This is a genomic window from Halomonas sp. ML-15, from assembly GCF_014779595.1.
Lineage (GTDB): Bacteria > Pseudomonadota > Gammaproteobacteria > Pseudomonadales > Halomonadaceae > Franzmannia.
Window position 1 is genome coordinate 14540 of sequence record NZ_JACXZT010000003.1, and the last position, 25982, is coordinate 40521.

At 64.3% G+C, this 25982-nt stretch carries 24 protein-coding genes; 16 read left to right on the top strand and 8 right to left on the bottom strand.

The window, feature by feature from the left end; all coding sequences use genetic code 11:
• Nucleotides 1-405: a group II truncated hemoglobin gene (locus IEI94_RS03680; RefSeq protein ID WP_191165699.1), complete on the top strand. Its 405-nt coding sequence runs from the start codon at nt 1-3 to the stop codon at nt 403-405.
• Between the two features lie 6 nt (nt 406-411).
• On the opposite strand, the gene IEI94_RS03685 is transcribed toward IEI94_RS03680, so the two are convergent.
• Together IEI94_RS03685 and cfa are read right to left on the bottom strand one after the other, a co-directional pair.
• Nucleotides 412-1326 (bottom strand): sensor domain-containing diguanylate cyclase, encoded by a 915-nt coding sequence (locus IEI94_RS03685; RefSeq protein ID WP_191165701.1) that lies wholly within the window; start codon nt 1324-1326, stop codon nt 412-414.
• 168 nt (nt 1327-1494) lie between these two features.
• Entirely contained in the window at nt 1495-2646 is a 1152-nt protein-coding gene (gene cfa, locus IEI94_RS03690; protein WP_191165703.1) for a cyclopropane fatty acyl phospholipid synthase, read from the bottom strand.
• 151 nt (nt 2647-2797) lie between these two features.
• On the opposite strand from cfa, the gene IEI94_RS03695 reads away from it, so the two are divergent.
• Together IEI94_RS03695 and fdhA are read left to right on the top strand one after the other, a co-directional pair.
• Nucleotides 2798-3103 carry an MTH1187 family thiamine-binding protein gene (locus IEI94_RS03695; protein ID WP_191165705.1) on the top strand — a complete coding sequence of 102 codons (306 nt, stop codon included), beginning with the start codon at nt 2798-2800 and terminating at the stop codon, nt 3101-3103.
• A gap of 119 nt (nt 3104-3222) precedes the next feature.
• Nucleotides 3223-4416: a formaldehyde dehydrogenase, glutathione-independent gene (gene fdhA, locus IEI94_RS03700; protein ID WP_191165707.1), complete on the top strand. Its 1194-nt coding sequence runs from the start codon at nt 3223-3225 to the stop codon at nt 4414-4416.
• 5 nt (nt 4417-4421) lie between these two features.
• On the opposite strand, the gene IEI94_RS03705 is transcribed toward fdhA, so the two are convergent.
• Nucleotides 4422-5369, bottom strand: coding sequence for a LysR family transcriptional regulator ArgP (locus IEI94_RS03705; protein ID WP_191165709.1), 948 nt, complete (start codon nt 5367-5369; stop codon nt 4422-4424).
• Nucleotides 5370-5506: 137 nt separating this feature from the next.
• Between IEI94_RS03705 and IEI94_RS03710 the strand changes: the two genes are divergently transcribed.
• Together IEI94_RS03710 and hppD are read left to right on the top strand one after the other, a co-directional pair.
• Complete coding sequence (locus tag IEI94_RS03710) at nt 5507-6115, top strand: LysE/ArgO family amino acid transporter (RefSeq protein WP_191165711.1); 609 nt, start codon at nt 5507-5509, stop codon at nt 6113-6115.
• Between the two features lie 222 nt (nt 6116-6337).
• Entirely contained in the window at nt 6338-7438 is a 1101-nt protein-coding gene (gene hppD, locus IEI94_RS03715) for a 4-hydroxyphenylpyruvate dioxygenase (RefSeq protein WP_191165713.1), read from the top strand.
• Between the two features lie 63 nt (nt 7439-7501).
• On the opposite strand, the gene IEI94_RS03720 is transcribed toward hppD, so the two are convergent.
• The 5 genes from IEI94_RS03720 to IEI94_RS03740 all read right to left on the bottom strand — a co-directional run bounded on the left by IEI94_RS03720 (nt 7502) and on the right by IEI94_RS03740 (nt 11514).
• Nucleotides 7502-7876: a Rieske (2Fe-2S) protein gene (locus tag IEI94_RS03720; protein WP_191165715.1), complete on the bottom strand. Its 375-nt coding sequence runs from the start codon at nt 7874-7876 to the stop codon at nt 7502-7504.
• Nucleotides 7877-7940: 64 nt separating this feature from the next.
• Nucleotides 7941-8585 (bottom strand): maleylacetoacetate isomerase, encoded by a 645-nt coding sequence (gene maiA, locus IEI94_RS03725; RefSeq protein WP_191165717.1) that lies wholly within the window; start codon nt 8583-8585, stop codon nt 7941-7943.
• Complete coding sequence (locus tag IEI94_RS03730; protein ID WP_191165719.1) at nt 8582-9616, bottom strand: fumarylacetoacetate hydrolase family protein; 1035 nt, start codon at nt 9614-9616, stop codon at nt 8582-8584. The genes maiA and IEI94_RS03730 overlap by 4 nt, the downstream gene beginning before the upstream one ends.
• Before the next feature lie 34 nt (nt 9617-9650).
• Nucleotides 9651-10964 carry a homogentisate 1,2-dioxygenase gene (gene hmgA / locus IEI94_RS03735; protein WP_191165721.1) on the bottom strand — a complete coding sequence of 438 codons (1314 nt, stop codon included), beginning with the start codon at nt 10962-10964 and terminating at the stop codon, nt 9651-9653.
• Nucleotides 10965-11043: 79 nt separating this feature from the next.
• Nucleotides 11044-11514 (bottom strand): MarR family winged helix-turn-helix transcriptional regulator, encoded by a 471-nt coding sequence (locus IEI94_RS03740; RefSeq protein ID WP_191165723.1) that lies wholly within the window; start codon nt 11512-11514, stop codon nt 11044-11046.
• Between the two features lie 295 nt (nt 11515-11809).
• Here IEI94_RS03740 and IEI94_RS03745 point away from each other — a divergent pair, with 295 nt between their 5' ends.
• The 11 genes from IEI94_RS03745 to urtB all read left to right on the top strand — a co-directional run bounded on the left by IEI94_RS03745 (nt 11810) and on the right by urtB (nt 25982).
• Nucleotides 11810-13270: a sodium-dependent transporter gene (locus tag IEI94_RS03745; RefSeq protein WP_191165725.1), complete on the top strand. Its 1461-nt coding sequence runs from the start codon at nt 11810-11812 to the stop codon at nt 13268-13270.
• A 142-nt stretch (nt 13271-13412) separates the two neighbouring features.
• Complete coding sequence (gene cobA / locus IEI94_RS03750) at nt 13413-14288, top strand: uroporphyrinogen-III C-methyltransferase (RefSeq protein ID WP_191165727.1); 876 nt, start codon at nt 13413-13415, stop codon at nt 14286-14288.
• Between the two features lie 106 nt (nt 14289-14394).
• Nucleotides 14395-14739, top strand: coding sequence for a septal ring lytic transglycosylase RlpA family protein (locus IEI94_RS03755; protein ID WP_191166230.1), 345 nt, complete (start codon nt 14395-14397; stop codon nt 14737-14739).
• 82 nt (nt 14740-14821) lie between these two features.
• Nucleotides 14822-16549 carry a sensor histidine kinase gene (locus IEI94_RS03760; protein WP_191165729.1) on the top strand — a complete coding sequence of 576 codons (1728 nt, stop codon included), beginning with the start codon at nt 14822-14824 and terminating at the stop codon, nt 16547-16549.
• 46 nt (nt 16550-16595) lie between these two features.
• Entirely contained in the window at nt 16596-17336 is a 741-nt protein-coding gene (locus IEI94_RS03765; protein WP_191165731.1) for a response regulator, read from the top strand.
• 170 nt (nt 17337-17506) lie between these two features.
• Nucleotides 17507-18505 (top strand): Bug family tripartite tricarboxylate transporter substrate binding protein, encoded by a 999-nt coding sequence (locus IEI94_RS03770; RefSeq protein ID WP_191165733.1) that lies wholly within the window; start codon nt 17507-17509, stop codon nt 18503-18505.
• 106 nt (nt 18506-18611) lie between these two features.
• Nucleotides 18612-19094: a tripartite tricarboxylate transporter TctB family protein gene (locus IEI94_RS03775; RefSeq protein WP_191165735.1), complete on the top strand. Its 483-nt coding sequence runs from the start codon at nt 18612-18614 to the stop codon at nt 19092-19094.
• Nucleotides 19095-19128: 34 nt separating this feature from the next.
• A complete protein-coding gene (locus IEI94_RS03780) occupies nt 19129-20619 on the top strand; it encodes a tripartite tricarboxylate transporter permease (protein ID WP_191165737.1) in 1491 nt (496 codons plus the stop codon).
• A gap of 183 nt (nt 20620-20802) precedes the next feature.
• Entirely contained in the window at nt 20803-22605 is a 1803-nt protein-coding gene (locus IEI94_RS03785; RefSeq protein WP_191165739.1) for an acyl-CoA dehydrogenase C-terminal domain-containing protein, read from the top strand.
• 403 nt (nt 22606-23008) lie between these two features.
• On the top strand, nt 23009-24301 hold the full coding sequence (gene urtA, locus IEI94_RS03790) for an urea ABC transporter substrate-binding protein (RefSeq protein ID WP_191166232.1): 1293 nt from the start codon (nt 23009-23011) through the stop codon (nt 24299-24301).
• An 85-nt stretch (nt 24302-24386) separates the two neighbouring features.
• A complete protein-coding gene (urtB, locus tag IEI94_RS03795; protein ID WP_191165742.1) occupies nt 24387-25982 on the top strand; it encodes an urea ABC transporter permease subunit UrtB in 1596 nt (531 codons plus the stop codon).

Sequence of the window (25982 nt, forward strand, 5' to 3'; positions counted from 1 at the left end):
ATGAGCCATCCGCCTCGGGTATACGGCGTCGGCGACAGCACCCTGCAGGCGTTGGGTGGGGAAGCGGCGGTGGCGGCGCTGGTCGAGCGCTTCTATGCGGCGATGTCGCGGCTGCCCGAGGCGCAGCGGATTCGCGCCATGCATCTCGACGACCTGAGCGAGTCGCGGGACAAGCTGACCACCTTTCTGATTGGCTGGATGGGCGGTCCGAAGCGCTACCGCGAGCGCTTTGGACCGATCAGCATCCCGGGGGCGCATCGCCATCTGGATATTGGGCCGGAGGAGCGCGACGCCTGGCTCTTGTGCATGGCCACGGCCCTTGATGAGCAGGGTGTGGATGCCGAGCTCAAGGCGTATTTGCTGGCCCAACTGCGCCACCCGGCGGAGATGTGTCGACGCCGCTGAGCGGGTTCAGGCCCCGCTGATGACTCGGTCGCGCCCTTGATGCTTGGCAGCGTAAAGGTTGCGATCGGCACGTTCGATAAACGCCTCACGGGGCTCGCCCATGCGGTACTCGGCGAGGCCGATGCTCGCCGTGACGCGTCCCGCGCCGAAGCCGAAGTCGTGGTGGGCGATCGCCTCGCGCAGGCGCTCGGCAAGCGGTAGGGAGTGTGACAGCGGGGTCAGCGGCAGCACCACGGCGAACTCCTCGCCGCCTAGCCGTGCGGGGATATCCTCCTCGCGCAGCTGCTGCTCACAGAGTCTTGCCAGGTCCTCGAGCACCTGGTCCCCCTGCAGGTGGCCCCAGGTGTCGTTGATACCCTTGAAGTGATCGAGATCGATCAGCATCAACGATAGCGGCGAGCCGTGGCGACGTGCGGAGGAGATCTCTTCGTCGAGGCGGCACATCAGCTTGCGGCGATTGGCCAGGCCGGTGAGTTCGTCGGTATCGGAGAGCTCGCGCAGATGCGCCTCATGGGCGACCTGCTCGCTGACATCCATCATCAGGCCGTGCCATAGCGTGCCGTCGCCGCGCCATTCAGGTTGGGCGCGGACCGAGATCCAGCGTACCTCGCCACACGGCTGATAGAGGCGGAATTGGTTGGCCAGCGGCGTCAGCGATTTGGCTGAACGCTCCATGGAGGCCATCAGACGCGGAAAGTCTTCGGCGTGGATACGTCCGAACGCGTAGCTGGCATCGTCGGCCAGCAGGCGGCGTTCGCCGTCGCGGACCAGGGTCGCGTTACCGGCCAAGTAGGGAAAGCGCAGCTTGCCGTTGGCACTACGGAAGAGTTGAAAGATCATGCCGGGGATACGTTCGGTCATGGCTTTGAGCTGCTCTAGACTCTCCATGGTCTCGGGCAGCACATTGTCATCGGCAGGCATGGGTGGCCTCCTGGCTAGGCTTCCGCTGCGTTGGTGGTTTTTGTTATTGATTGGGCGTTGGCGCCTCGTTATATAAGCGGGTCAATATACGCCGTTGCCGGGGGAGTCGTCACCCTGCAATGGATGTAAGCGATTGACTACAACTAGTGACACTCTGTGGTTGCCCAGTTACCGCGGTGCATCATAGCGACCGGCGCGGCCGCGTGAAAATACCAGCTGCCATAGCTGCAGGTCGCGGGCGCGGAAGGCCCCGGCACACACCGAGAGGTAGTAACGGAACATTCGCTGGACGCGATCGCTGTAGCGCTCGGCGATCTCGTGCCAACGGGCGTCCAGGTTGGCGAGCCAAGCCATCAGTGTGGGGTCGTAGTCGGCACCGAAGTTCTGCCAGTCCTCGAGCAACAGATGCCCTTCGGCGGCCCGCGCGATGTGCATCGCCGAGGGCAGCACGCCGTTGGGGAAGATGTACTTGTTGACCCAGGGGTCGGCGGTGATATCGGAATTGTTGGAGCCGATGGTATGCAGCAGGAAGAGTCCATCGCCCTCAAGGAGGCGCTCTACGGTCCTGAAGTAGGTGGCGTAGTTGCGGTGGCCAACGTGTTCGAACATGCCGATCGAGACGACACGATCGAAGCGGCCGTCGAGGTCGCGGTAGTCCTGCAACAGAATCTCCACCGGCAGGCCGTCGCAGCGCTCGCGCGCCAACCTCGCCTGTTCGCGGGAGATGGTGATGCCGGTCACCTCGGCACGGTAGTGGTGGGCGGCGTACTCGGCGAAGCTGCCCCAGCCGCAACCTATATCGAGCACTCGCATGCCGGGCTCGAGCTTGAGCTTACGGGCGACCAGGTCGAGCTTGTCGAGCTGGGCCTGGTGCAGTGAGTCTGCGCGTTTCCAGTAGCCGCAGGAGTAGCACATGGTGGGGTCGAGCATGCGCTCGAAGAGATCGTTGCCAAGGTCGTAGTGTCTCTCGCCGACGATATAGGCCCGCGCCTTGCTCTGCAGGTTGAAGAAGCCGGTCTGCAGGCGGTACATCAGCCGCTCCGAGGGCGTGTGGGCGCGCTCGCCGAGCCCGTGCATCAGCAGCCGGCAGGCCATCTCGTCGATGCGCGTGCACTCCCACCAGCCGTCCATGTAAGCTTCGCCGAGTCCCAGTGTGCCTTGATGGAGCACGCGCGTGAAAAAGTCGGGATGATGCACCTGGATATCCCAGTCGGCGACGCCGTTGAGGGTCACGCCGGAGCCCTCCAGCAGTTGCTCGACGACGCGACGGGCGCGGGTATCAGGTAGGGGGACGGGGCCGATACGGGGGTCGCTGGTCATGGCGGTCTCCTGATCCGTTTGCGTTGGCTACGTTTGACGGCAGGGCTTGCGGCGACATCTTGTTACTGGTTTAACGACATGATTATTGAGCATAGTCGATCAACAAATAGCGCGGTAATTCGATCAGGTGATGTGAAAGGAGCAGCAGCGAATGTATGTGATCGTGGATCTTTGTGTCGTACCGATCGGCGTGGGTGTCTCGGTATCGCCGCATATCGCGGCGTGCCAGCGGGAGATCGATGCAGCGGGTTTGAGCCATCAGATGCATGCCTACGGGACCAATATAGAGGGCCCCTGGGATGAGGTGATGGCGGTGATCAAGCGCTGCCATGAGGTGGTGCATGAGATGGGGGCGCCGCGTATTACCACTACCCTCAAGCTGGGCACGCGTACCGATCGCGAGCAGCGTATGCAGGACAAGGTCGATAGCGTCGATACGCTGCTGGACGAAGGCTAGGCTCGGCAATGTCTGGAATAGGCATGCCGATGCCTCGCCTGAGACGTTCCAGGATGCTGGCTTGACTAGGCTGTAGGCGCGATATGTCGCCAATGACAACACAGCGAAGGACGCCAGCCATGAGTCAAGCCAACCGCGGGGTGGTCTATATGGGCCCCGGCAAGGTCGAGGTCCAGGCCATTCCCTTTCCCGAACTGGCACTGGGCAAGCGCAAGTGCGAACACGGTGTGATCCTCAAGGTCATCACCACCAATATCTGCGGCAGCGATCAGCATATGGTGCGAGGGCGTACCACTGCGCCCCAGGGGCTGGTGCTGGGCCATGAGATCACCGGCGAGGTGATCGAGTGCGGGCGCGACGTGGAGTTTGTCGCGGTCGGCGACATCGTGTCGGTACCCTTCAATATCGCTTGTGGCCGCTGCCGCAACTGCAAGGAGGGCAAGACCGGGATCTGCCTCAACGTCAATCCGGCGCGTCCCGGTGCGGCATACGGCTACGTCGACATGGGCGGCTGGGTCGGTGGGCAGACCGAGTACGTGATGGTGCCCTATGCCGACTTCAATCTGCTCAAGTTCCCAGACCGCGAGCTCGCCATGGACAAGATCGGCGACTTGACGCTGCTCTCGGATATCTTCCCTACCGGCTTCCACGGCTGCGTCACCGCCGGAGCCGGGCCGGGCAGCACGGTCTACATTGCTGGCGCTGGCCCGGTTGGGTTGGCGGCGGCGGTGTCGGCGCAGCTGCTGGGGGCGGCCTGCGTGATCGTCGGTGACATGAACCCCGCGCGGCTGGAGCAGGCCAGGAGCTTCGGCTGCGAGACCCTCGACCTGCGCGAAGATACGCCGATGGCCGATATGCTGGAACCGATCCTTGGCGATCGCGAAGTCGACTGTGCGGTGGACGCGGTAGGCTTCGAGGCACGCTGTCACGGCCATGATCACTCCCACGAGCAGCCCGCGGCGGTGCTCAACGCCTGCATGGACATCACCCGCGCAGGTGGCCAGATCGGTATCCCAGGTCTCTACGTCACCGAGGACCCTGGGGCCGAGAGCGCCGATGCCCAGCACGGCAATCTGTCGATGCGGCTGGGTCTGGGCTGGGCCAAATCGCACTCCTTCCATACCGGCCAGTGCCCGGTGATGAAGTATCACCGCCAGCTGATGCAGGCGATCCTGTTCGACAAGGTCGATATCGCTCGTGCGGTCAATGTCCAGGTGATCTCGCTGGATGACGCGCCGCGGGGCTATGCCGACTTCGATGGCGGGGTGGCCAAGAAATTCGTCATCGATCCCCACGGCAGTGTGGCCGCCTGAGGGCGTCAGCCCCCGGGTGCATCACTGGGCGACACCAGCCAGGCATCGCTGAGCGACAGCAGGTGGGAGGTCAGGGCATCCAGTACCTGGCCGCCCTGGCGCCAGTGATGCCAGTAGAGCGGGATGTCGACGACCCGCTGCGGTGAAAGATCGACCAGCCGGCCATCGGCCAGGTGGCCGCTGGGATCGATCTCCTGAAGGCTACCCTCATCGAGTTCGCGAGCCGCCTGACGCTCCGGCACCATGCCCCAGCCGAGTCCCGCCAGGGCCAGCCCGACGAAGCCCTGAGACGAGGGGCAGAGATGGTAGGGAAATGGCGGCTCGACCCCGTACATGGCCAGAAAGCGATGCTGCAGGCGGTCGTCGGGGCCAAACACCAGCGCCGGGGCACGCTTTAGCGCCTCTGGCGTAAGGCCCTCGGGAAAATAGCGTGCGATAAAGGCGGGGCTTGCCAGCGCGCGGTAGCGCATGCTGCCCAGCGCGTGGCTGCGTGCGCCCTGCACCGGCCGCGGTGAGTCACAGATGCAGCCGGCCACGTCGCCGTCGCGCATGCGCTTGAGCGCCACTTCCTGATCCTCTACTACCAGTTCGAGCAGCACCCGATGGCGGTCGCTGAAGCGGCCCACCGCGTCTGGCCACCAGGTGGCCAGGCTATCGGCGTTGATGGCCAGCCGCAGGCGCCGCTCCTCTCCGCTACCCAGTGCAGGCACCTGCTCGAGCAGTTCGTGCTCAAGCAGCCGAACCTGCTGGACATGGTTGAGCAGGCGCTGGCCCAGCGGAGTGGGCGCCAGGCGCGGGCTGCGGGTCAGCACCGGCTGGCCGAGACGCGCCTCGAGCAGCTTGATGCGCTGGGAGACGGCCGATTGGGTCAGGCCGAGCTGTCGAGCACCGCGCTCGAAGCCTGCCTGGTCGACGACCGCGGCCAGCGCGGCGAGCAGCTTATAGTCGAGCATGGTGATGACCTGTGTCAGGTGAAATTCTCATTAACTTATCTAATCGGGCAGTCGTTTTATTAATTTCATTGATTGTCAGGGCCAGCGTAGCCTTCCCGGCATGATCTTCCAATAGATGCTGCCAAAAGGAGCTTAGTGTGCTGGTTTCCCTGATTCATGGACTGTTGATCTGTGCCGGTCTGATCGTTGCCATCGGCGCCCAGAATGCCTTTGTGCTCCAGCAGGGGCTGCGTCGTGAGCACGCCTGGCTGGTGGCGGGCGTCTGTGCGCTGTGCGACTGGCTGCTGATCGGCCTGGGGGTGCTGGGACTCGGTGCCCTGATCGCTCAGCAGGCGCTGCTGATGGAGGTGGCGCGCTGGGCGGGGGCGGCGTTTCTGGCCTGGCAGGCGGGATTGGCACTGCGCCGTGCGCTCAGCCCGCATGCCCTGGTGGCCGGCGGCGCTGGCCTGGCTTCCTGGCGTGCGGCGCTGGCGGCGACCCTGGCGGTCACGCTGCTCAACCCGCAGGTCTATCTCGAAACTCTGGTACTGCTGGGCGCCATCGGTGCCGTGCAGCCGAGTCCGCTGGGATTCTTCATCGGCGCGGCCCTGGCCTCATTCGGCTGGTTCTTCGGGCTGGTCGCCGCGGCCGGCTGGCTGGCACCGCGCCTGGCCAGTCCCCGGGTATGGCGAGTCATCGACGCGCTGATTGCCCTGATCCTGGCTTGGGTGGCCTGGCGGCTGGCCAGCGGGGCGATGCTGCCGTGAGGTGTAAAATTTTCGTTACGGGGTGTCAGGCAATTCGACCGCCGGGGCGGCGTAGCGCCACGCCTTCCCGTGCATGGCAAGAATGTGTTACAGCGACGGCCAGTGCGAGGCGAAAACACCCCGCCTGGGGCAAGAAATAGCGCTGCTCGTCGCGCTGCAGGGGCTCTAGTCTGGGGGCACGACATTCGTCATGACCCATAACAACACCCTGAGGAGTTCCCCATGAACGCACCGGCACAGGTCGCCCCGCAGCAGAGCGCGCACAACCCGATCGGCACCAACGGCTTCGAGTTCGTCGAATATACCGCGCCGACCGCCGAGGGCATCGAGGCGCTGCGCGCGCTGTTCATTCGGATGGGCTTCACCGAGACGCGCAAGCACCGCTCCAAGGACGTGTTCCTGTTCCAGCAGGAAGGCGTCAACTTCGTGCTCAACGCCGAGCCGAACAGCCCCGCTGCCGAGTTCGGCAAGGTCCATGGCCCCAGCGCCTGCGCCATGGCCTGGAAGGTCGCCGATGCCCAGCAGGCGTTTGAATATGCCGTTTCGCAGGGCGCCGAGCCGGTAGAGAACCCGGTGGCCGCCGATGAGGTTGGCATCCCGGCTGTGCGAGGTATCGGCGGCTCGCTGCTCTACTTCGTCGATAACAAGGTCGATGGCCAGGGCCGTACCATCTACGACATCGACTTCGAGAAGATTCCCGGCCGCAACGCCAATGATCGCAGCGTGGGTCTCCAGGTGCTCGATCACCTGACCCATAACGTCGATCGTGGCCAGATGGACGTCTGGGCGAACTTCTACACCGATATCGCCAACTTCCGCGAAAACCGCTACTTCGATATCAAGGGCAAGAAGACCGGCCTGCTGTCGCGGGCGATGACCGCGCCGTGCGGCAAGATGCATATCCCGATCAACGAGTCAGCCGACGACAACTCACAGATCGCCGAATTCCTGCGTGAGTACAACGGCGAAGGCATCCAGCACCTGGCCATGGCCACCGACGACATCTACGCCACGGTGCGTGCGCTGCGGGCCAACGGTGTGACCTTCCTGAGCACCCCGGACACCTACTACGAGAAGGTCAATGCGCGGGTGCCCAACCACGAGGAGAACGTCGACGAGCTGCGCGAGCTAAGCTTGCTGGTTGACGGTGCCGAGGGCGAAGGCGTGCTGCTGCAGATCTTCACCGAGACGGTGATCGGCCCGATCTTCTTCGAGATTATCCAGCGCAAGGGCAACGACGGCTTCGGCGAAGGCAACTTCAAGGCGCTATTCGAATCCATCGAGGAAGACCAGATCCGCCGCGGCGTGATCAAGGACGACTGATCACGTCGTTCCCCTTGGCGATTGACCTTCGACCCCGCGGCCAGCCGCGGGGTTTTTGCCTGTTTATTCGCCGATCACCAGCCAGCCCTCTTCATCCACTGCCAAGGGCACTGGGTCCAGTGTGCAACCCTCGCCCAGACCGCCGCTGCCTTCACCGCTGTGCGCTGAGAAGCTGGCGTCGTGGTTGGTACAGCGTAGGGTCTGGCCGTCCTGGCTGAGAATGCGACTGCCACGCTGGTCGAGAGGCAGGTACTGGTGAGGGCAGGCGTTGACGTAGGCGCGGGGGCCGTCGGCGAGCCCGACCAGCAGCAGCGGGAAGCTGCCGCGTTGACTGTCGAGCAGCATGCTGTGAGTGGTGCCGACGGCCAGTTCGGCGGCGGGCAACAGACGTGAGCCGCTGGCGGGGGCCGAGCGGTAGGTTTTCCAGGCGTCGTTCATGAGGGGCTCCCTGAACGCGCGGCGCCGTGCTTGTGCACGGCGCCGCGGTAACGGCAGTAAGGGGTCAGCGTGCGTCAGGCTGGGCCGCCGGTGTGGCCTGGGCGAAGGCCGGCAGGGCGCGGCAGTTGGCGGCAATCTGCTGGATGCGCGGGTAGTTCGAGAGGTCGCACTCGAAGCGCTCGGCGTTGAACACCTGGGGCACCAGGCAGATATCCGCCAGCCCCGGGGTGTCGCCGTGGCAGAAGTCGCCGCAGCCAGCGTCGCGGGAAAGCTGCGCCTCAAGGGCGGTGAAGCCCTCGTCGATCCAGTGGCGGTACCAGCTCAGCTTGGCGTCGTCGGTAGCACCAAGCTCACCCACCAGGTACGTCAGCACCCGCAGGTTGTTGAGCGGGTGCATCTCGCAGGCGATCAACTGAGAGAGGGCGCGTACCCGCGCCCGGCCGGGGAGGTCCGCCGGCAGCAGTGCCGGCTCGGGGTAGCGCTCTTCCAGGTACTCGCAGATCGCCAGCGATTGGCTCAGGGTAACGCCGTCGTCGGTCACCAGTGCGGGCACCAGCCCCTGGGGCTGGCGGGCGAGGTGGTCTGCCTCGCGCTGTTCCCCAGCCACCAGATCGATGCTTGTCTGGTGGTACGCCAGGCCCTTGAGGTTCAGGGCGATGCGCACTCGATAGGCCGCCGAGGAGCGAAAGTAGCCGTATAGCGTGGTCATTCGGACTCCTGATACTTCACTACCCGCTGGTCGATGGCGCCGAAGAGGCTCTGGCCCTTGCGGTCGAACATCTCGATGCGGACACGGTCGCCGAAGCGCATGAAGGGGGTCTTGATTTCGTCATGCAGAATCTTCTCCACCATGCGCACTTCGGCCAGGCAGCTGTAGCCCACGCCGCCGTCGGCAATCGGCTTGCCGGGGCCGCCGTCGGGGTCGGGGTTTGACACCGTGCCCGAGCCGACGATAGCACCGGCACCCAACTGGCGTGTCCTGGCGGCGTGGGCCACCAGTTCGGGAAAGCCGAAGATCATGTCCGGCCCGGCCTCTGGCTCACCGAACTTTTCACCGTTGAGATGCACGCTCAGCGGCAGATGTACGCGGCCGTCCTGCCAGGCGTCACCCAGCTCGTCGGGGGTCACGCACACCGGCGAGAAGCTCGAGGCGGGCTTGGCCTGAAAGAAGCCGAAGCCCTTGGCCAGCTCACCGGGAATCAGCCCGCGCAGGCTGACGTCGTTGACCAGCATGATCAGCTTGATATGGCTTGCCGCCTGCTCCGGCGTGACCGCCATCGGCACGTCGTCGGTGATCACCGCGATCTCGCCTTCGAAGTCGATGCCGTGCTCCTCGCTGACCGCCTCGATATCGTCGTAGGGTCCCAGGAAGGCATCGCCGCCGCCCTGGTACATCAGCGGGTCGCTCCATAAGCTCTCGGGCAGCTCGGCGCCGCGGGCCTGGCGCACCAGCTTGACGTGGTTGAGATAGGCCGAGCCGTCGGCCCAGTGATAGCTGCGCGGCAGCGGCGAGTGCAGGGAGGGCATGTCGAGATCGAAAGCGCCCACGGCCTGGCCGTCATTGAGCTCGGCGTAGCGTTTTTCCAGCAGCGGACTGACCGCCGTCCAGCGTTCCAGGGCCTGCTGCAGGGTGTCGGCGATATCGCTGGCACTGACGGCCTGGCGCAGGTCGCGGGAGACGATCACCAGTTCACCGTCGCGGCACTGCCTGGGGTCGAGTTTGAGGGTAGCGAGTTTCATGGTCTGGGAGTCCTTGTCGTCGGAGGAGAGGGGATCACGGCCGCTCGGCGTCGAAGTGCGAGCGCAGGGTCGACCAGACGTCGACATAGTCGCGCTGGCGGAAGTCGGCATCGCGTGCGCCGGGCACGGTCTGGAACGGGTAGCGGCTCTCGAACATGAAGGCCAGTGTCTTGCCAAGGTATTGCGGCGTGAGCTCAGCATTGCTGGCCTTCTCGAACGTTTCGGCATCCGGGCCGTGGGGCGACATGCAGTTGTGCAGGCTGGCGCCGCCGGGCACGAAGCCTTCGGCCTTGGCATCGTACTCGCCGTGAATCAGGCCCATGAACTCGCTCATCAGGTTGCGATGGAAGTAGGGCGGGCGGAAGGTGTCCTCGGCCACCATCCAGCGCGGTGGGAAGATCACGAAGTCGATATTGGCCATGCCCGGGGTGTCCGAGGGCGAGGTCAGCACGGTGAAGATCGACGGATCGGGGTGGTCGAAGCTCACCGTATTGATGGTGTTGAAGTGGGCCAGGTCGTACTTGTAGGGCGCGTAGTTGCCGTGCCATGCGACCACGTCCAGCGGCGAGTGATCGAGGTGGGTCATCCACAGCCGGCCGGCAAAGCGCGCCAGCAGTTCGACCTCGCCCAGGGCGTCTTCGTAGGCGGCGGACGGCGTCAGGAAGTCGCGCGGGTTGGCCAGGCCGTTGGCGCCGATCGGCCCCAGCCCAGGCAGCTCGAAGGGCGCACCGTAGTTTTCGCACACATAGCCGCGCGCCGCCTCGACGCCCTCGGCCAGCTGCACCTGACACTTGACGCCGCGGGGAACTACCGCGATTTCGCCGCTGGCGACTTCGAGCACGCCCATCTCGGTGCGTACCATCAGGTCGCCAAGCTGCGGCACGATCAGCAGCTCGCCATCGGCATCATAGAAGAAGCGCTGCATGCTGCGGTTGCAGGCATAGACGTGCACCCCGCAGCCACTCTGCGCGGCGACGTCACCGTTGATGCCGATGGTGGTCAGGCCGTCGATGAAGTCGGTGGGCTCAGTGGGCAGCGGCAGCGGATCCCAGCGCATCTGGTTGGGATCGGCCAGTGCCGTGGCGGTGGGGGCGGTCATCCAGCTTGGGTGGTCGAGGGGATGGTAGGCGCCCTGCACCACCGAGGGGCGAATGCGGTACAGCCAACTGCGCAGATTGTCGCCGCGGGGTGCGGTGAAGGCCGAACCGGTCAACTGCTCGGCATAGAGGCCGTAGGGGCAGCGCTGCGGTGAGTTCTGGCCCTCGGGCAAGGCGCCGGGTAGCGCCTCGCTGGCGACATGATTGCGAAAGCCGCTGTGGTAGGACGGTGTGGCGGGCTGGGATTGCATGTCGGTGCTCCTGGCTAGGCGTATTGCTTCGCCTTGTAGTTTCATTTGAAACTAAATCTAGCGGGAGCCCCCTGTCGGGTCAAGTCTCGGTCAACTGATCCAGGCGTGCATCGAGCTTGTTGAGCAGCCGGAACAGGTCGCGATACTCGGCGGCACTGAGACCATCGACCAGTCCACCCTCCCACTCCAGGGCCAGTGGAATCGCCTTGGCCATCAGCGCCTGGCCCGCCTCGGTGAGACTCAAGCGCAGGCTGCGCTGGTCGCGGCGAGTGCGCTGGCGAGCCAGCAGCTCGCGCTCGCCGAGCGACTTGACCGCTCGCGATACCCGCGCCTTATCCATGTCGGTGAGTTCGCAGATCTGGCTGGCGGTGAGGCTACGGCGCTGGTGCAGCCAGGCCAGGACGCGCCACTCGGCAATGCTGAGCTCGAATTCGCGGGCGTATATCTGCGCCAGCGACTGGCTGATGCGTTCGGCGAGATGGGCCAGGCGATAGGGCAGAAACTGCTCCAGCTGCAGCTCGGGCGGCGGAGATGAGGGGGCTTGGCTCACGGCGGATGTCCTGTGTCGTAGCGGTCGAGTCGTGCCCCAGTGTAACCGAGTGCGAGAGTCGATGGCGCCAGGGCAGCGGGTGTCAGCATATCGTTACGATTTTCTGGGTCGAGGGGGAGCGCGGTAGCCGATCAGCGCTTGCCGGGGCATTCGATGCGGCATATTGTTTCAAAAGAAACGTTATTTTGTGTTGTTAATGGCGCTTCACTTGGCTGATGAAAATGGTAGCGGGCATTTATATAGCGAATTGCTCGGTTATCGATGACAATAACAAACTTCCTCAATAGGTTTTGCAATGACGACAAGACAACAACCCAAGAATCTCTGGCTTGGTCGCTGGGGGTTCGTGCTGGCTGCTACCGGTTCGGCGGTGGGACTCGGCAACATTTGGAAATTCCCCTATATCGCAGGCGAGTTCGGCGGCGGCGCCTTCGTGCTGGTGTACCTGGCCTGCATCCTGGCGGTAGGGGTGCCGATCATGATGGTCGAGATCGCTTTTGGTCGGCGCGGACGCGGTAGCCCCATCGATGCCATCCGCCGTGTCACCCGCGAGTCGGGACACGGCCGGCTGTGGTCGCTGGTAGGCTGGATGGCGATGCTGGCCGGGTTCATGATCCTCTCCTTCTACGTGGTGGTGGCCGGCTGGTCGTTCTCCTATTTGTGGAAGATGCTGAGCGGCTCGCTGGGGGGATCGAGCGTCGATGACATGGTGGCAATTTTCGATGCCAACAATGAGGACCCCTTCAACCTCGGCCTGTGGAGCACCCTGGTGGTGGTGCTGACCATGTGGATCGTCGGCAAGGGAGTTCAGGCCGGGATAGAACGCAGCGTCAGCTGGATGATGCCGGGCATGGTGATCATGCTGGCGATCCTGATCGGCTACGGGATCTTCTCTGGTGGCTTCGGCGAGGCGGTTGCCTTCCTGTTCTCGTTCGACACCAGCGGACTTACCAGCGAGGGCATGCTGGCCGCACTGGGCCACGCCTTCTTTACCCTGTCGCTGGCCTCCGGGGCGATCCTCACCTACGGTGCCTATCTGCCCGATCGCACCTCCATCGCCCGCACCACCTTTAGCGTTGCCGCCGCGGATACCGTAGTGGCGCTGATGGCCGGCCTGGCGATCTTCCCGATCATCTTCGCCAATGGCATGGACCCAGGCGAGGGCCCGGGCCTGATTTTCATGAGCCTGCCACTGGCCTTCCAGTCGATGCCGCTGGGCACGCTGTTCGGGATCCTGTTCTTCGTGATGCTGTCGATGGCGGCGCTGACTTCATCGATCTCGATGATCGAGGCCACCGTGGCCTGGCTCAACGAAAGCAAGGGGATCGCCCGCAAGCACGCCGCATGGGGGGTAGGGATCCTGCTATGGCTGGTCAGCACCCTGGCAATGCTGTCGTTCAACTGGGGGGCCGAATGGACCCTGGCGGGCCGCAACGTCTTCGACTGGCTCGACTACCTGACGTCGCGCTGGATGATGCCGCTGGGCGGCCTTGCCATGGCCCTGATGGCTGGCTTCCTGCTGCGCCATGAGATCTTCAAGTCGGAACTCGGCCTGTCCGACACCCAGCACGCGCTGTGGCTGTTCATGATTCGCTATGTCAGTCCGCTGGGTATCCTGTTGATCTTCGTCGATGCGCTGGGTATCGCAACCCTGCACCTGGCATCGCAGTGGCCGTGGTTGCTGGCCCTGCTGATGCTGGTCGTGGTGGTCGGTGAAGTCATCAGTCCACGGCTGTGGCGATCTCGTCACACCTGAGTTGGGCGAAAAGTCTAGCACCGCCCCGTCGGCCAGCGGCCGACGGGGCGGTGTCGTGTGTATGGCAGGCTGGCGGCGCCCGCTGTGATGCCCTAAACTGCGGCATATATATCCTGCTTCTTATATCTTTTGGTTCTTTAGAATGGCCGACTCGACTCATTCCCCCTTATCATCCGCCGATGCCAGTCTGGCCAGGCGTCGCGACTTCCCGCGGGGGCAGGTGACCCTGGTGGGCGCCGGCCCGGGTGATCCTGAGCTGCTGACCCTCAAGGCGCTCAAGCGTCTGCAGCTGGCCGAAGTGATCCTGCATGACCGTCTGGTCAGCGAGGAGATCCTGGCCATGGCCAATCCTCACGCGCAGCGTTTCTACGTCGGCAAGGCGCGCTCGCAGCACAGCGTGCCCCAGGAGGGGATCAACCAGGCGCTGGTGGACTGGGCGCGTCAAGGCAAGCGGGTGGTACGCCTCAAGGGTGGCGATCCGTTCATCTTCGGCCGCGGCGGTGAGGAGCTCGAGGCATTGGCCGCGGCGGGAGTCGGCTTCGAGGTGATCCCCGGGATCACCGCAGCAGCGGGCTGCGGCGCTTACGCCGGCATTCCGCTGACTCACCGCGATCATGCCCAGTCGGTGCGCTTTATCACCGGGCATCTGCAGAACGGCAGCTGTGAGCTGGATTGGGCAACCCTGGCCCACCCGGGCCAGACGCTGGTGTTCTATATGGGCTTGGGCGGACTACCGATCATCAGTGCCCAACTGCGCGCCCACGGCCTCGCCGAGGACACCCCGCTGGCGCTGATCGAGCAGGGCACCACGGCGCTCCAGCGGGTGCATGTCGGTACCTTGCTACACTTGCCGGACGCGCTTGCGGCGGGCACTATCAAGCCGCCGACCTTGATCATCGTCGGCCAGGTCGTGGCGCTGCATGCGCGGCTGGCGTGGTTCAACCCGCGCGAGGCTGGCAGCGGTGGCTGGCAGGAGGGCAAGCACCCCACCCCGGAGGCCAACGCGGACAGCGCCTGAAGACGATATCCGTTGAGGTAGTCAGGCCATGCAAGGATTCGCATGTAGTATTGCCGCGTCGAGGTTTTCGAGCAGGGGCGTGGCATTGGTGGTCGCGCTGATGGCAATGCTGCTCGTCAGTGGCTGCGCCAGCCGCGACACGCGACATTCGAGCGGCGCGGCGTCAGTCGAGGAGGGTGTCGCTTCCTACTACGCTGATCGCTACCAGGGGCGTCAGACCGCCAGCGGGGAGCGTTTCGATCAGCAGGCCTTGACCGCGGCGCATCCCAGTCTGCCATTCGGTACCCGAGTCCGCGTCACCCATCTCGATAACGGTCGCGAGACGGTGGTGCGTATCAATGATCGCGGCCCCTTCGTGCGCGGCCGCATCATCGACCTGTCGCGACGTGCCGCCGGCGAGCTCGATATGCTGCGTAGTGGTACGGCACCGGTCCGCGTCACGGCCGAGTAATACGCGCGACACGTCACTCGATGGCTTGATCGGCGGTCACGGCGTGCGACAATGAGCCGTCGCCCGTTCGCCGAGGCCCCTGATGCCCCCAACTCGTCCCGAAGTCATTGCCGAGGTCGCCCGCTGGCGGCGGCGTGGCCGCACCCGTCGTGGGCTCAAGCTGCGCAGCTTTCGGCTACAGGTGATGCTGCTGGTGGGCGCGCTGCTGGGCGGCATGCTGCTTGCCCAGGGCGCCTATCTCAATCACCGCAAGGCCGAGATCATCGCCGATCAGATCGGCCAGCGGGCACTCTCGGTGGCACTCTCGGTGGCCAGTATCCCTGGCCTGATCGAGGCCTTCGACGACGACGATCCCAGCGCCACCATCCAGCCCATTGCCGAGCGCATCCGACGCGAGACCGGTGCGCGTTACGTGGTGGTCGGCGATGACCAGGGGATCCGCTATTCCCACCCACTGGAAGAGCGACTCGGCCTGCCGATGGTTGGCGGCGACAACGACCGCGCCTTGATCCACGGCGAGTCCTACGTTTCCGAGGCTACCGGGTCGCTTGGCGAGGCGATGCGTGGCAAGACCCCGGTATTCGACGACGACGGCAATATCATCGGGATCGTCTCGGTGGGCTTCATGCTCGACCGCGTGGAGCTCGACGTTGGCGAGCATACCAGCCTTGGCTGGCTGCTGGTGGCGATGATGATCGTGTTCGGTTTTGCCGGTGCCTACGGGCTGTCGCGCCACCTCAAGCGCGTGATCCTGGGGCTGGAACCCCACGAGATCGCACGCCTGGCGATGGAGAAGGAGGCCATCCTGCAGTCGATCCACGAAGGCATTCTGGCGGTCAATCACGATGGCGAGATCACCCTGCTCAACCAGCAGGGGCGGCGCTTCCTCGATCTGCCCAGCGAGCGCGAGGTGCTCGGCAAGCCGGTCCAGGACGTGGTGCCCAATTCGCGGCTGATGGAGGTGCTCGACAGCGGCGAGCGGCAGTTCGATCAGGAGATGTGGCTGGGCGATCACCCGGTGGTGGTCAACCGCGTACCGGTGATTCACGAGGGGGTGGTCGAAGGGGCGGTGGCCACCTTCCGCAGCCGGCGCGAGATCGTCGATCTCTCCCAGGCACTGAGCGCCGTCACCCGTGACGTCGATATGTTGCGCGCCCAGGCCCATGAGTTTTCCAACAAGCTCTATACCATCTCCGGGCTGCTGCAGCTCGATCGGGTCAAGGAGGCGCTGGCGCTGATCCACCAGGAGAGCGAGCGGGCTCAGGCGCAAATGGCGTTTCTGATGGGGCACGTCGCCGACCCGGTGCTCAGTGGTACCCTGATGGGCAAGCTGACGCGTGCGCGTGAGCTGGGGGTGATCCTCGAAATCGACGAGCAGAGTTCGCTGAGCGTGCCACTGACCCTGCACGGCCAGGAAGTGCTGATGACGGTGATCGGCAACCTGCTCGATAACGCCTGCTATGCCGCGGTGCAGGGCATCGGCACGCCCAGCGCCGCCGGTCTCGATGCCGATGCCGGCCCGCGCCAGCCGCGGGTACGGTTGTTCTTCACCGACCTCGGCGAGCAGCTGTTGATCGAGGTCGAGGACAATGGCCCCGGTGTGCCACCCGAGCAGATCGAGTCGATCTTCAGCGAAGGCTTCTCGACCAAGCCCGGCAAGCACCGCGGTATCGGCCTGGCGCTGGTCAATCGCCTGTGCCAGGAAAACGGCGGTGCCATCACGTTGGAAGACAGCGAGCTGGGCGGCGCCGGCTTCACCGTGGTGCTCGACAAGACGCTGTGCCGAGCGCCCAGCGTCAGCGACGTCTGATCGCAAGCACAGCACGCCAGCAATGCACAGAACAATAGGGAAACAGATGAGCGAACCCGTGTATGGGATCCTGATCGTCGAGGACGATTTCCGCATCGCCGATATCAACCGTGCTTTCATCGAGCAGAGCGAAGGCTTCGAGGTAGTGGGCATGGCCAAGACCGGCGCCGAGGCGCTAGCGCTGCTCGAGCGCGACGCGGCCAATGTCCATCTGGTGCTGCTCGATGCCTATATTCCCGACGTCGAGGGGCTCGAGCTGCTGTGGGAGATGCGTCGCCGCCATGCGCACCTCGATATCGTCATGATCACCGCCGCCAAGGAGGTCGAGACCATCGCCGAGGCGCTGCGTGGCGGTGTCTTCGACTACCTGATCAAGCCCACCGAGAGCGAGCGCATGGGGCAGATGCTGCGCCGTTTCCGCCAGGAACGTGCGGCGCTGGACCACAAGGCCGAGATGAGCCAGGAAGAGCTCGACCGTACCCTGGGGCGCATGCGGGCCAGTGCCGACAAACCGTCGCCGAGCGGACGCGCGGCGCTGCCAAAGGGCATCGACCGCCTGACGCTGGGCGCGGTGGTCACTGCACTGCGTGAGGAGGCCGGGCCGCTGACCGCCATGCAGCTGGCCAGCAAGATCGGTGCCAGCCGCTCTACGGCGCGCCGCTACCTGGAGTTTCTGGTCGCTGAAGCCGTGGCCTGCGCCGAACTGGGCTATGGTGATGTAGGAAGGCCGGAGCGCCGCTACCGGCTGGTCGGTAACGCTGAAGGCTTGCTGGGTGTAAGCGGATGAGCGTCAGGTATCGCCGAAAACAAAATGAACAAAATGCTTACAATAGTTTTTTTACGGTTTATCGACACAAGGTTGTCGGCGCGAAGCGCCCTGAACTAGGGTGCAAGTCGAGTGATACCGAGGCACCGCCAGTGTGCCGATAACAACCAAAGCAACAAGTGGAGAACGCCATGACCGCCAAACTTTCCCGTCTATCCTTCCTGGCCCTGCCGCTGGCCGCCACCATGGCCTTTGGCGCCGCCACCGCCCAAGCCGATGACTGGGAGCCGACCAGCTCAGTCGAATTCATCGCCCCGGCCAACCCGGGCGGCGGCTGGGACACCCTGGTGCGCACCACCTCGCGGGTGATCCAGGAAGAGGGCCTGGCCGAGCGTAACTTCGCCGCGATCAACACCCCCGGCGGCGGCGGTGCCGTGGCCTGGGCACAGATTGCCCGCGACGCTGGCAACCCGCACAAGATCTTCGCCACCAGCCCGCCGATCATCCTGGTGCCGCTGGCCGGCACCTCGCGCTACGATCACACCGACTTTACGCCGATCGCGCGCCTGATCACCGACTACTCCATCGTGCTGGTCCCGGCAGACTCCGAGTACGAGAGCCTCAATGACCTGATGGAAGCGATGGCTGAGGATGCGAGCCTCAGCGTCGGCGGCGGCAGTGCGCCTGGTTCCATGGATCACATCTCCATCGCTGGTCTGGCCTCAGCCGCTGGTCTCAATGCCTCGGACGTCAACTACATTCCGTTCTCCGGCGGCGGCGAAGCCATGACCAATCTGATGGGCGGGCACGTCGAAGCGGTCATTACCGGTGCCGGTGAAGCCGCGGGTCAGTTGGGCGAAGACAGCGACATCCGTGCTCTGGGCGTGTCTGCGCCGGAGCGTCTGGGTGGCTCGCTGGCCGATATTCCGACGTACCTTGAGCAGGACATCGACTACACCTTCGATATCTGGCGTGGCGTGATGGGCACCCCGGACATGCCGGAAGAGGCGGTGTCCTATTACGAAAACCTGTTCGCCGAGATGCTCGAGACCGATGGCTGGGTCGAGGCCCGCGACCAGCTGGGCTGGCTCGATGCCTATCAGGACAGCGAAGAGTTTGGTGCCTTCCTCGACGAGCAGAAAGAGCTGTTCAGCGAAGTACTGAGCGAGCTGGGCCTGCTCGGCGACTGAGCCGACTGCATCAGCGCTGTTACGGCGTGGGCCTCGCTAGCGGGGCCCGCGCATTCTCGAATGTGACACTTGAACCCGCTCTCACAGGGTTCGGGGCAGACTCCTCATGACACGACTCAACGCAAACCAGATACTGGCGCTGTGCCTGGCACTGGTCGCCGTGGGCTATTTGGCCATGGCCTGGCAGATCCCCAACTTCCCGCTACCGCGCCCGGTCGATTCCGACCTGTTTCCCAAGGTGCTGGGCTTTACGCTGCTCGGCCTTTCGCTGCTGCTGTTCCTGGAGAAACCCAAGGCGCAGGACACTCCCGATGAGCTTGATGCCGATGAACAGGCCTTACCTCTGCTCATGCGCCCCTGGTCGCGGGTGGTGATTACCTCCATCGCCATTGCCACCTACGCGGTGCTATTGGCACCCATCGGTTTCGTGGTCGCTTCCACCACCCTCTGCTTCGGGTTGGCCTGGTACTACGGCTACCGCCGTCACGGGGTCAACCTGGCGGCATCGCTGGGCGTGGTGCTGACGCTGTATCTGACCATGACTAAAGTCATGGGTGTCTATCTGCCGACGGGCATTCTGCCGCTCTGAGTCGACGCTAACGTCACGTGAGAGAGATACTTTCATGGAAGCTTTCAATAACCTGATGTATGGCTTCGGCATTGCGCTGGAGCCGATGAACATCGCTTACGTCTTCTTCGGGGTGTTCGCCGGTACCATCATCGGCATGCTGCCTGGCTTGGGGCCAATAAGCGCCCTGGCGCTGATGATCCCGATCACCTTTGCCATGGAGCCGTCGTCGGGCCTGATCCTGATGGCCGGCGTCTACTATGGCGCAATCTTCGGCGGCTCGACCTCATCGATCCTGCTCAATGCGCCGGGCGTGGCGGGTACCGTCGCCACCTCGTTCGATGGCTACCCGATGGCCAAGCAGGGTATGGCCGGCAAGGCCTTGGCTATCGCGGCATACTCCTCTTTCATCGGCGGCACGGTGTCGATCATCTTCCTGATGCTGGTCGCGCCGATGCTCGGCCGAGTGGCAGTCAGTTTCGGCCCCGCCGAGTACTTCGCGCTGATGGTACTGGGCCTCACCGCGGTGGTCTCGCTGTCTGACAAGTCGCTGGTAAAGGGCCTTATCGCGGCGGTGATCGGGGTGATGATCTCGATCATCGGCATCGACCTGCAGACCGGTACCGAGCGCTACACCTTCGGTAGCGCCCACCTGCTGGACGGCATCGACTTCCTGGTGGTGGCGCTGGGCATCTTCGCCCTGGCCGAGGTGTTCTATATGCTGCTGCGCGGGGGCGGTGGCAAGGAGCAACCGCGCAACGCCATTGGTTCGCTCAAGCTCAGCGGTAAGGAGTGCCGTGCTATCGCCGCTCCGATCGGTCGCAGCTCGATCCTCGGCTTCTTCACCGGCGTGCTGCCGGGCGCCGGTGCTACCATCGGTTCGTTCCTCGGTTACAGCATGGAGAAGCGCCTGGCCAAGGACGGTGACACCTTCGGCAAGGGCAACATCAAGGGGGTGGCGGCACCGGAAGCGGCCAATAACGCCGCCTGCACCGGCTCCTTCGTGCCGCTGCTGACCCTTGGCGTGCCGGGGTCGGGGACGACGGCGGTACTGCTGGGGGCGCTGCTGGTGATGGGCGTGACACCCGGGCCGGCGATGATCGAAAGCCGCCCGGATGTGTTCTGGGGTGTGATCGCCAGTATGTACCTTGGCAATATCTTCCTGCTGGTGCTCAATCTGCCGCTGATTCCGCTGATCGCCAAGATCCTCGATATGCCGCGCCCGCTGCTGCTGTCGCTGATCCTGATCTTCTGCATGATCGGCGTCTACGGCATGAGCTTCAGCGTGTTCGACCTGCTGCTGCTGCTGGCTTTTGGCCTGATCGGCCTCGGGATGCGGCTGTTCGGTTTCCCCGCGGCGCCGCTGATCCTGGCGCTGATTCTCGGCGACATCATGGAGGAGTCGATGCGCCGTGCGCTGCAGATCTCTGGCGGCGACTGGTCGATCTTCATCGACAAGCCGATCTCCATGTGGCTGCTGATCATCGCCGCGCTGTCGCTGATCCTGCCGCTGGTCAAGAAGGCAATTGCAGGCGCCCGCGCCTGAAGCCTATCGGTACTACCCTTTGCGGGGGCGTCGGCACAGCCGGCGCCCCCGTGTTTTTGTGGAGCGTCTACGCCCAAGGTCGCTATGACAGCGGGTCCTCCGTTGGTCTAGTATTCAAGCAAGCGTTTGAATTTTGCCCGGTGCCGCAGTAGGCGATCACCGGCGACGATCAGGAGATAGACCATGGCCTATTACCGGGCACCGTTGACCGATATGCGTTTCGTCCTCAACGAGGTGATGCAAGCCCCTGCGCTGTGGGCGGCCATGCCGGCTACCGCCGAGTTTGGTGCCGAGCTTGCCGATGCCATTCTCGAGGAGGGGGCCAAGGTGACCGAGGCCGAACTGTTTCCGCTCAACCAGAGTGGTGATGCCGAAGGCTGCCGGCTGCGCGACGGTGAGGTGACCACTCCCGGCGGTTTCAAGGCGGCTTGCAAGACCCTGGCCGAGGGTGGATGGCTGGGCCTCGGCGGCAACCCCGACTATGATGGCCAGGGCCTGCCCAAGATGCTGACGGTGGCCTTCGAAGAGATGCTGTATGCCACCAACGCCAGCTTTGCGCTCTATCCGGCGCTCAACAATGGCGCCACCCTGCTGCTCGATCAGTATGCCCCGGACGCCATCAAGCAGGCCTATCTACCGCCCATGCACCGCGGCGAGTGGCTAGGCACCATGTGCTTGACCGAGCCCCACTGTGGCACCGACCTGGGGCTGATCAAGACCCGCGCCGAACCGCTCGGCGATGACCGCTACGCGATTACCGGCAGCAAGATCTGGATCACCGGCGGCGAGCACGACATGGTCGACAATATCGTTCATCTGGTGCTGGCCAAGCTGCCCGATGCGCCGGCCGGCTCGCGGGGTATCTCGGTGTTCCTGGTGCCCAAGTTCAAGGTCAATGCCGACGGGTCGCTCGGCGAGCGCAATGCGCTCAGCTGCGGTGGCCTGGAGCACAAGATGGGCATCAAGGGCAGCGCCACCTGCGTGATGAACTTCGACGGCGCCGAGGGCATGCTGATCGGCGAGCCGCACCAGGGCCTGGCGACCATGTTCACCATGATGAACTACGAGCGCCTGTCGATTGGCATCCAGGGGCTCGGGCTCGGCGAAGTGGCCTATCAGAGTGCCATGGATTTTGCCCGTGAGCGGCTGCAGAGTCGTGCGCCAAACGGCCCGGCGGCCCCCGGCAAGCCGGCAGACCCCATATTGGTGCATCCCGATGTGCGGCGCATGGCACTCAATACCCGCGCCTGGAACGAGGGCGGCCGAGCCTTTGCCGCCTTTGTCGGCAGCCAGCTCGACTGCGTCAAGTTCCACCCCGACGCCGCCGCACGCGACCAGGCCGCCGACCTGGTCGCTTTGCTGACGCCGGTGGCCAAGGCTTTTCTGACCGACCGTGGCTTCGCCGCCACCGTCGAGGCTCAGCAGCTCTACGGCGGCAACGGTTACTGCGTTGAGTGGGGCGCCGAGCAGTATGTGCGCGATGCGCGTATCGCGATGATCTACGAAGGCACCAACGGCATTCAGGCCATGGATCTGGTGGGGCGCAAGCTGTTTCGCAACCGTGGCGCCTATGTCGAGCGCTTTGCGGAAGTGATGCGCGCCGACCTGGCCACCGCCGCCAGCGACACGCTGGTACCGTTCCAGCGCGCCTGTGAGCAGGAGCTGTCACGCCTCGAGGCGGTCACGGCAGCGCTGCTCGAGGCCGCCGATGGGCATCCCGAGGAGCTCGGCGCCGCCGCCCACGACTACCTGCAGCTGTTCGGTCATGTGACCTATGCCTGGATGTGGTGGAAGATGGCGCGTGCCGCCGAGCAGGGCCTGCGGCAGGATGGCCCGGCCGGGGCAGCCTTCTACCAGGCCAAGCTCAGCGTGGGGCGCCACTTCATTGCCCGCATGCTGCCGCACACTCTGGCCCTAGAGCAGCAGATCCGTGCCGGCGCCGAGCCACTGATGGCCCTCGACGAGGCCGCCTTCTACCCGCTGTAAACGACGCCGTTGTTGCCACGATGGAGATGCCGCCCCAAGGGGCGGCATTTTTTTGCACCGCCTGGGTGCGCGGCAATTCCCCGTTCTGGCGCAACAATGGAGTGCAGTGCAGGCGAGATGCACAATTTTGGTGCATGTGGAATGGTTTCAGGATAGCGATCTTGTGTTCATATGATTGAAAAAGAAGAGGAAATAGCGGTCGTTAGCGGGTTGGCATAGCCCTTGCGACATATCCCTTGCGATAGCCGCGCCGTGTCACCTGACATTGGCTGGCGCGTCGCTGGACACAACGCTGGGGTAGCGGGTTTCGCCCCTCCGCCGGCGCATAATAACCAGATTCCGCAAGGAGAATCTCGTGAACGCACCCAAGGCATCCTTTACTCCCCGCCGTCTCGCCGCAGCCATGCTGGCAGCCGGCACCCTGGCTGGCGCTACCCAGGCGCTGGCCGACGATCCGATCAAGGTCGGCATTCTGCACTCGCTGTCCGGCACCATGGCGATCAGCGAGTCGACCCTCAAGGACACCGTCGAGATGCTTATCGAGCAGCAGAACGAGCAGGGCGGTCTGCTCGGTCGTGAGCTCGAGGCGGTGGTGGTCGACCCGGCCTCCGACTGGCCGCTGTTCGCCGAGCGCGCCCGCGAGCTGCTCGAACAGCATGAAGTGGACGTGGTCTTCGGCAACTGGACCTCGGTCTCGCGCAAGGCGGTGCTGCCGGTATTCGAGGAGCTTAACGGGCTGCTGTTCTATCCGGTGCAGTACGAGGGCGAAGAGTCCTCCGAGAACGTCTTCTACACCGGCGCCGCGCCTAACCAGCAGGCGATTCCGGCGGTCGAGTACCTGATCAACGAAGTGGGTATCGAGCGCTTTGCACTGGTCGGTACCGACTACGTCTATCCGCGTACCACCAACCGCATCCTCGAAGCCTTCCTCAAGGAAGAGCACGGCGTGGCCGACGAGGACATCATGATCGAGTACACCCCATTCGGGCACTCCGACTGGCAGAACATCGTCAGCGAGATTCGTCGCTTCGGCGAAGAGGGCAAGCCGACCGCCGTGGTTTCGACCATCAACGGCGACGCCAATGTGCCGTTCTATCGCGAACTGGGTAACCAGGGCATCGACGCAGCGGACATTCCGGTCATCGCCTTCTCGGTGGGTGAGCAGGAGCTGTCGGGCATCGACACCGCTCCGCTGGTCGGCCATCTGGCGGCCTGGAACTACTTCATGAGCGTCGACACCGACGAAAACTACGACTTCATCGATGCCTGGATCGACTGGACCGGCGATGAAGAGGCGGTGACCAATGATCCCATGGAAGCCCACTACATCGGCTTCAATATGTGGGCCGAGGCGGTGCGCAAGGCCGGCACCACCGACCCTGATGAGATCAAGGACGCGATCATCGGCGTCACCGTGCCCAACCTGTCCGGCGGCTATGCGGCGATGATGCCCAACCACCACATCACCAAGCCGGTGCTGATCGGCGAGGTGCAGGACAATGGCCAGTTCGACATCGTCTGGCAGACTCCGTCCACCGTGGCCGGCGACGCCTGGTCCGACTTCCTGCCGGGTTCGCGTGACCTGATGGCCGACTGGCAGGCACCGATGCGCTGCGGTAACTACAACGTGGCCACCGGCTCCTGTGGCGGCAGCACCGCGGCCGAAGAAGCCGAAGAAGCCCTCGCCGAAGAGTGATAGCACCCAGCCCCGCCGCCGCTCGGCGGTGGGGCGCACGCCTGCTTGACCGATTTCGTTACTCCCTATCGCAAAGGAAGAACCCATGAGGAGTCTCCTTTTACTCTGGCTGCTGGTGCTGCTGGTCATGCCGTTGACCGCGCATGCCGAGACCTCGGCTGACGACGAAGCGGCCATCGAGTTGCTCGAAGCGCTGGATGTCGACAGCTTTCCCGCCAAGGGCGAGGCTATCGATGCCATCGTCGCCAGTGACGATGAGCGCGCCCGCGGCTGGCTGCAGTCACTGCTCGACGGCCGCCTGCAGCGCGCCGACGACGGCCGCTTCGTGATCGTTCTCGACAACAGCGGCCGCGACTGGCCGGTGGAAGATGCCCTGACCGGTGAAGACCTGGGCGAGATGTCGCGCCGCGACCTCGATCGCATCGGTATCAATAACGCGCTGCGTAACCAGCTGCGCAGCGTGATCGCGGTGGTCGATCTCTACTCGCCCAACCTCGACCAGCGGCGCACCTCTGCGGAGCGTCTGCTCGGCGAGGTGGACGAGGACCTCGCCGAGCCCATCGAGGCACTGATCGAAGAGGAAGAGGACGCCCGGGTGCGTCAGCGTCTGACCCTGGCGCTGGCCATCCATCGCCTCGAGCAGGGCGATGTGCTGGCCATCGAGCACCTCGACGGCAGCCTGCATCCACGGGTGCGCGTGGCGCTCAACCAGGCCACCAACAGCGACGATGAAGAGGTCGCCGAGGCGGCCGCCACGGCGCTGGCCAATATCGAACAGAATCTGCGTTTGAACCGCGCCGCCGAGACGCTCTACTTTGGCCTCTCGATGGGCTCGGTACTGGTGCTGGCGGCGATCGGCCTGGCGATCACCTTTGGGGTAATGGGGGTCATCAACATGGCCCACGGCGAGCTGATCATGCTCGGCGCCTACACCACCTGGATGATGCAGCAGCTGCTGCCCGGCCAGCCCGGACTGGCGCTGATCCTGTCGATACCCGCCGGGTTCATGGTCGCGGCGCTGGCGGGAATCGCCATCGAGCGAAGCGTGATCCAGTTCCTCAAGGGCAGGCCGCTGGAGACGCTGCTGGCCACCTTCGGTGTCAGCCTGATCCTTCAGCAGCTGGTGCGCACCGGCATCTCGCCGCTCAACCGCACCGTGGTCACCCCGGAGTGGATGAGCGGCTCGGTGGCCATCAACGATGCGCTGTCGCTGACCCTCAACCGCATGTATGTGCTGGGGTTTGCGCTGGTCGTCTTCGCCGCGCTGATGCTGGTCATGCGCCGCACCCGCCTCGGTCTCGAAGTGCGCGCGGTCACCCAGAATCGTGCCATGGCACGCTCCATGGGCATTCGCGCAACGCGTGTCGATATCATGACCTTCGCCCTCGGTTCCGGTGTCGCCGGGCTCGCCGGGGTGGCGCTGTCGCAGCTCACCAATGTCGGCCCCAATCTGGGTCAGAACTACATCATCGACTCCTTCATGGTGGTGGTGTTCGGCGGCGTGGGTAACCTCTGGGGCACTCTGGTCGCCGGCCTCTCGCTGGGCGTGATCAACCAGGTGCTGGAGCCCTGGGCAGGCGCCGTGCTGGCCAAGATCATCGTGCTGGTGTTCATCATCCTATTTATTCAGAAGCGCCCCCGCGGACTCTTTCCGCAAAAGGGCCGTGCGGCGGAGGGCTGA

Coding starts and splice junctions, on each gene's coding strand:
- IEI94_RS03680 (WP_191165699.1), top strand. CDS start 1: ATGAGCCATCCGCCTCGGGTATACGGCGTCGGCGACAGCACCCTGCAG.
- IEI94_RS03685 (WP_191165701.1), bottom strand. CDS start 1,326: ATGCCTGCCGATGACAATGTGCTGCCCGAGACCATGGAGAGTCTAGAG.
- cfa (WP_191165703.1), bottom strand. CDS start 2,646: ATGACCAGCGACCCCCGTATCGGCCCCGTCCCCCTACCTGATACCCGC.
- IEI94_RS03695 (WP_191165705.1), top strand. CDS start 2,798: ATGTATGTGATCGTGGATCTTTGTGTCGTACCGATCGGCGTGGGTGTC.
- fdhA (WP_191165707.1), top strand. CDS start 3,223: ATGAGTCAAGCCAACCGCGGGGTGGTCTATATGGGCCCCGGCAAGGTC.
- IEI94_RS03705 (WP_191165709.1), bottom strand. CDS start 5,369: ATGCTCGACTATAAGCTGCTCGCCGCGCTGGCCGCGGTCGTCGACCAG.
- hppD (WP_191165713.1), top strand. CDS start 6,338: ATGAACGCACCGGCACAGGTCGCCCCGCAGCAGAGCGCGCACAACCCG.
- IEI94_RS03720 (WP_191165715.1), bottom strand. CDS start 7,876: ATGAACGACGCCTGGAAAACCTACCGCTCGGCCCCCGCCAGCGGCTCA.
- maiA (WP_191165717.1), bottom strand. CDS start 8,585: ATGACCACGCTATACGGCTACTTTCGCTCCTCGGCGGCCTATCGAGTG.
- IEI94_RS03730 (WP_191165719.1), bottom strand. CDS start 9,616: ATGAAACTCGCTACCCTCAAACTCGACCCCAGGCAGTGCCGCGACGGT.
- hmgA (WP_191165721.1), bottom strand. CDS start 10,964: ATGCAATCCCAGCCCGCCACACCGTCCTACCACAGCGGCTTTCGCAAT.
- IEI94_RS03745 (WP_191165725.1), top strand. CDS start 11,810: ATGACGACAAGACAACAACCCAAGAATCTCTGGCTTGGTCGCTGGGGG.
- cobA (WP_191165727.1), top strand. CDS start 13,413: ATGGCCGACTCGACTCATTCCCCCTTATCATCCGCCGATGCCAGTCTG.
- IEI94_RS03755 (WP_191166230.1), top strand. CDS start 14,395: ATGCTGCTCGTCAGTGGCTGCGCCAGCCGCGACACGCGACATTCGAGC.
- IEI94_RS03760 (WP_191165729.1), top strand. CDS start 14,822: ATGCCCCCAACTCGTCCCGAAGTCATTGCCGAGGTCGCCCGCTGGCGG.
- IEI94_RS03765 (WP_191165731.1), top strand. CDS start 16,596: ATGAGCGAACCCGTGTATGGGATCCTGATCGTCGAGGACGATTTCCGC.
- IEI94_RS03770 (WP_191165733.1), top strand. CDS start 17,507: ATGACCGCCAAACTTTCCCGTCTATCCTTCCTGGCCCTGCCGCTGGCC.
- IEI94_RS03775 (WP_191165735.1), top strand. CDS start 18,612: ATGACACGACTCAACGCAAACCAGATACTGGCGCTGTGCCTGGCACTG.
- IEI94_RS03780 (WP_191165737.1), top strand. CDS start 19,129: ATGGAAGCTTTCAATAACCTGATGTATGGCTTCGGCATTGCGCTGGAG.
- IEI94_RS03785 (WP_191165739.1), top strand. CDS start 20,803: ATGGCCTATTACCGGGCACCGTTGACCGATATGCGTTTCGTCCTCAAC.
- urtA (WP_191166232.1), top strand. CDS start 23,009: ATGCTGGCAGCCGGCACCCTGGCTGGCGCTACCCAGGCGCTGGCCGAC.
- urtB (WP_191165742.1), top strand. CDS start 24,387: ATGAGGAGTCTCCTTTTACTCTGGCTGCTGGTGCTGCTGGTCATGCCG.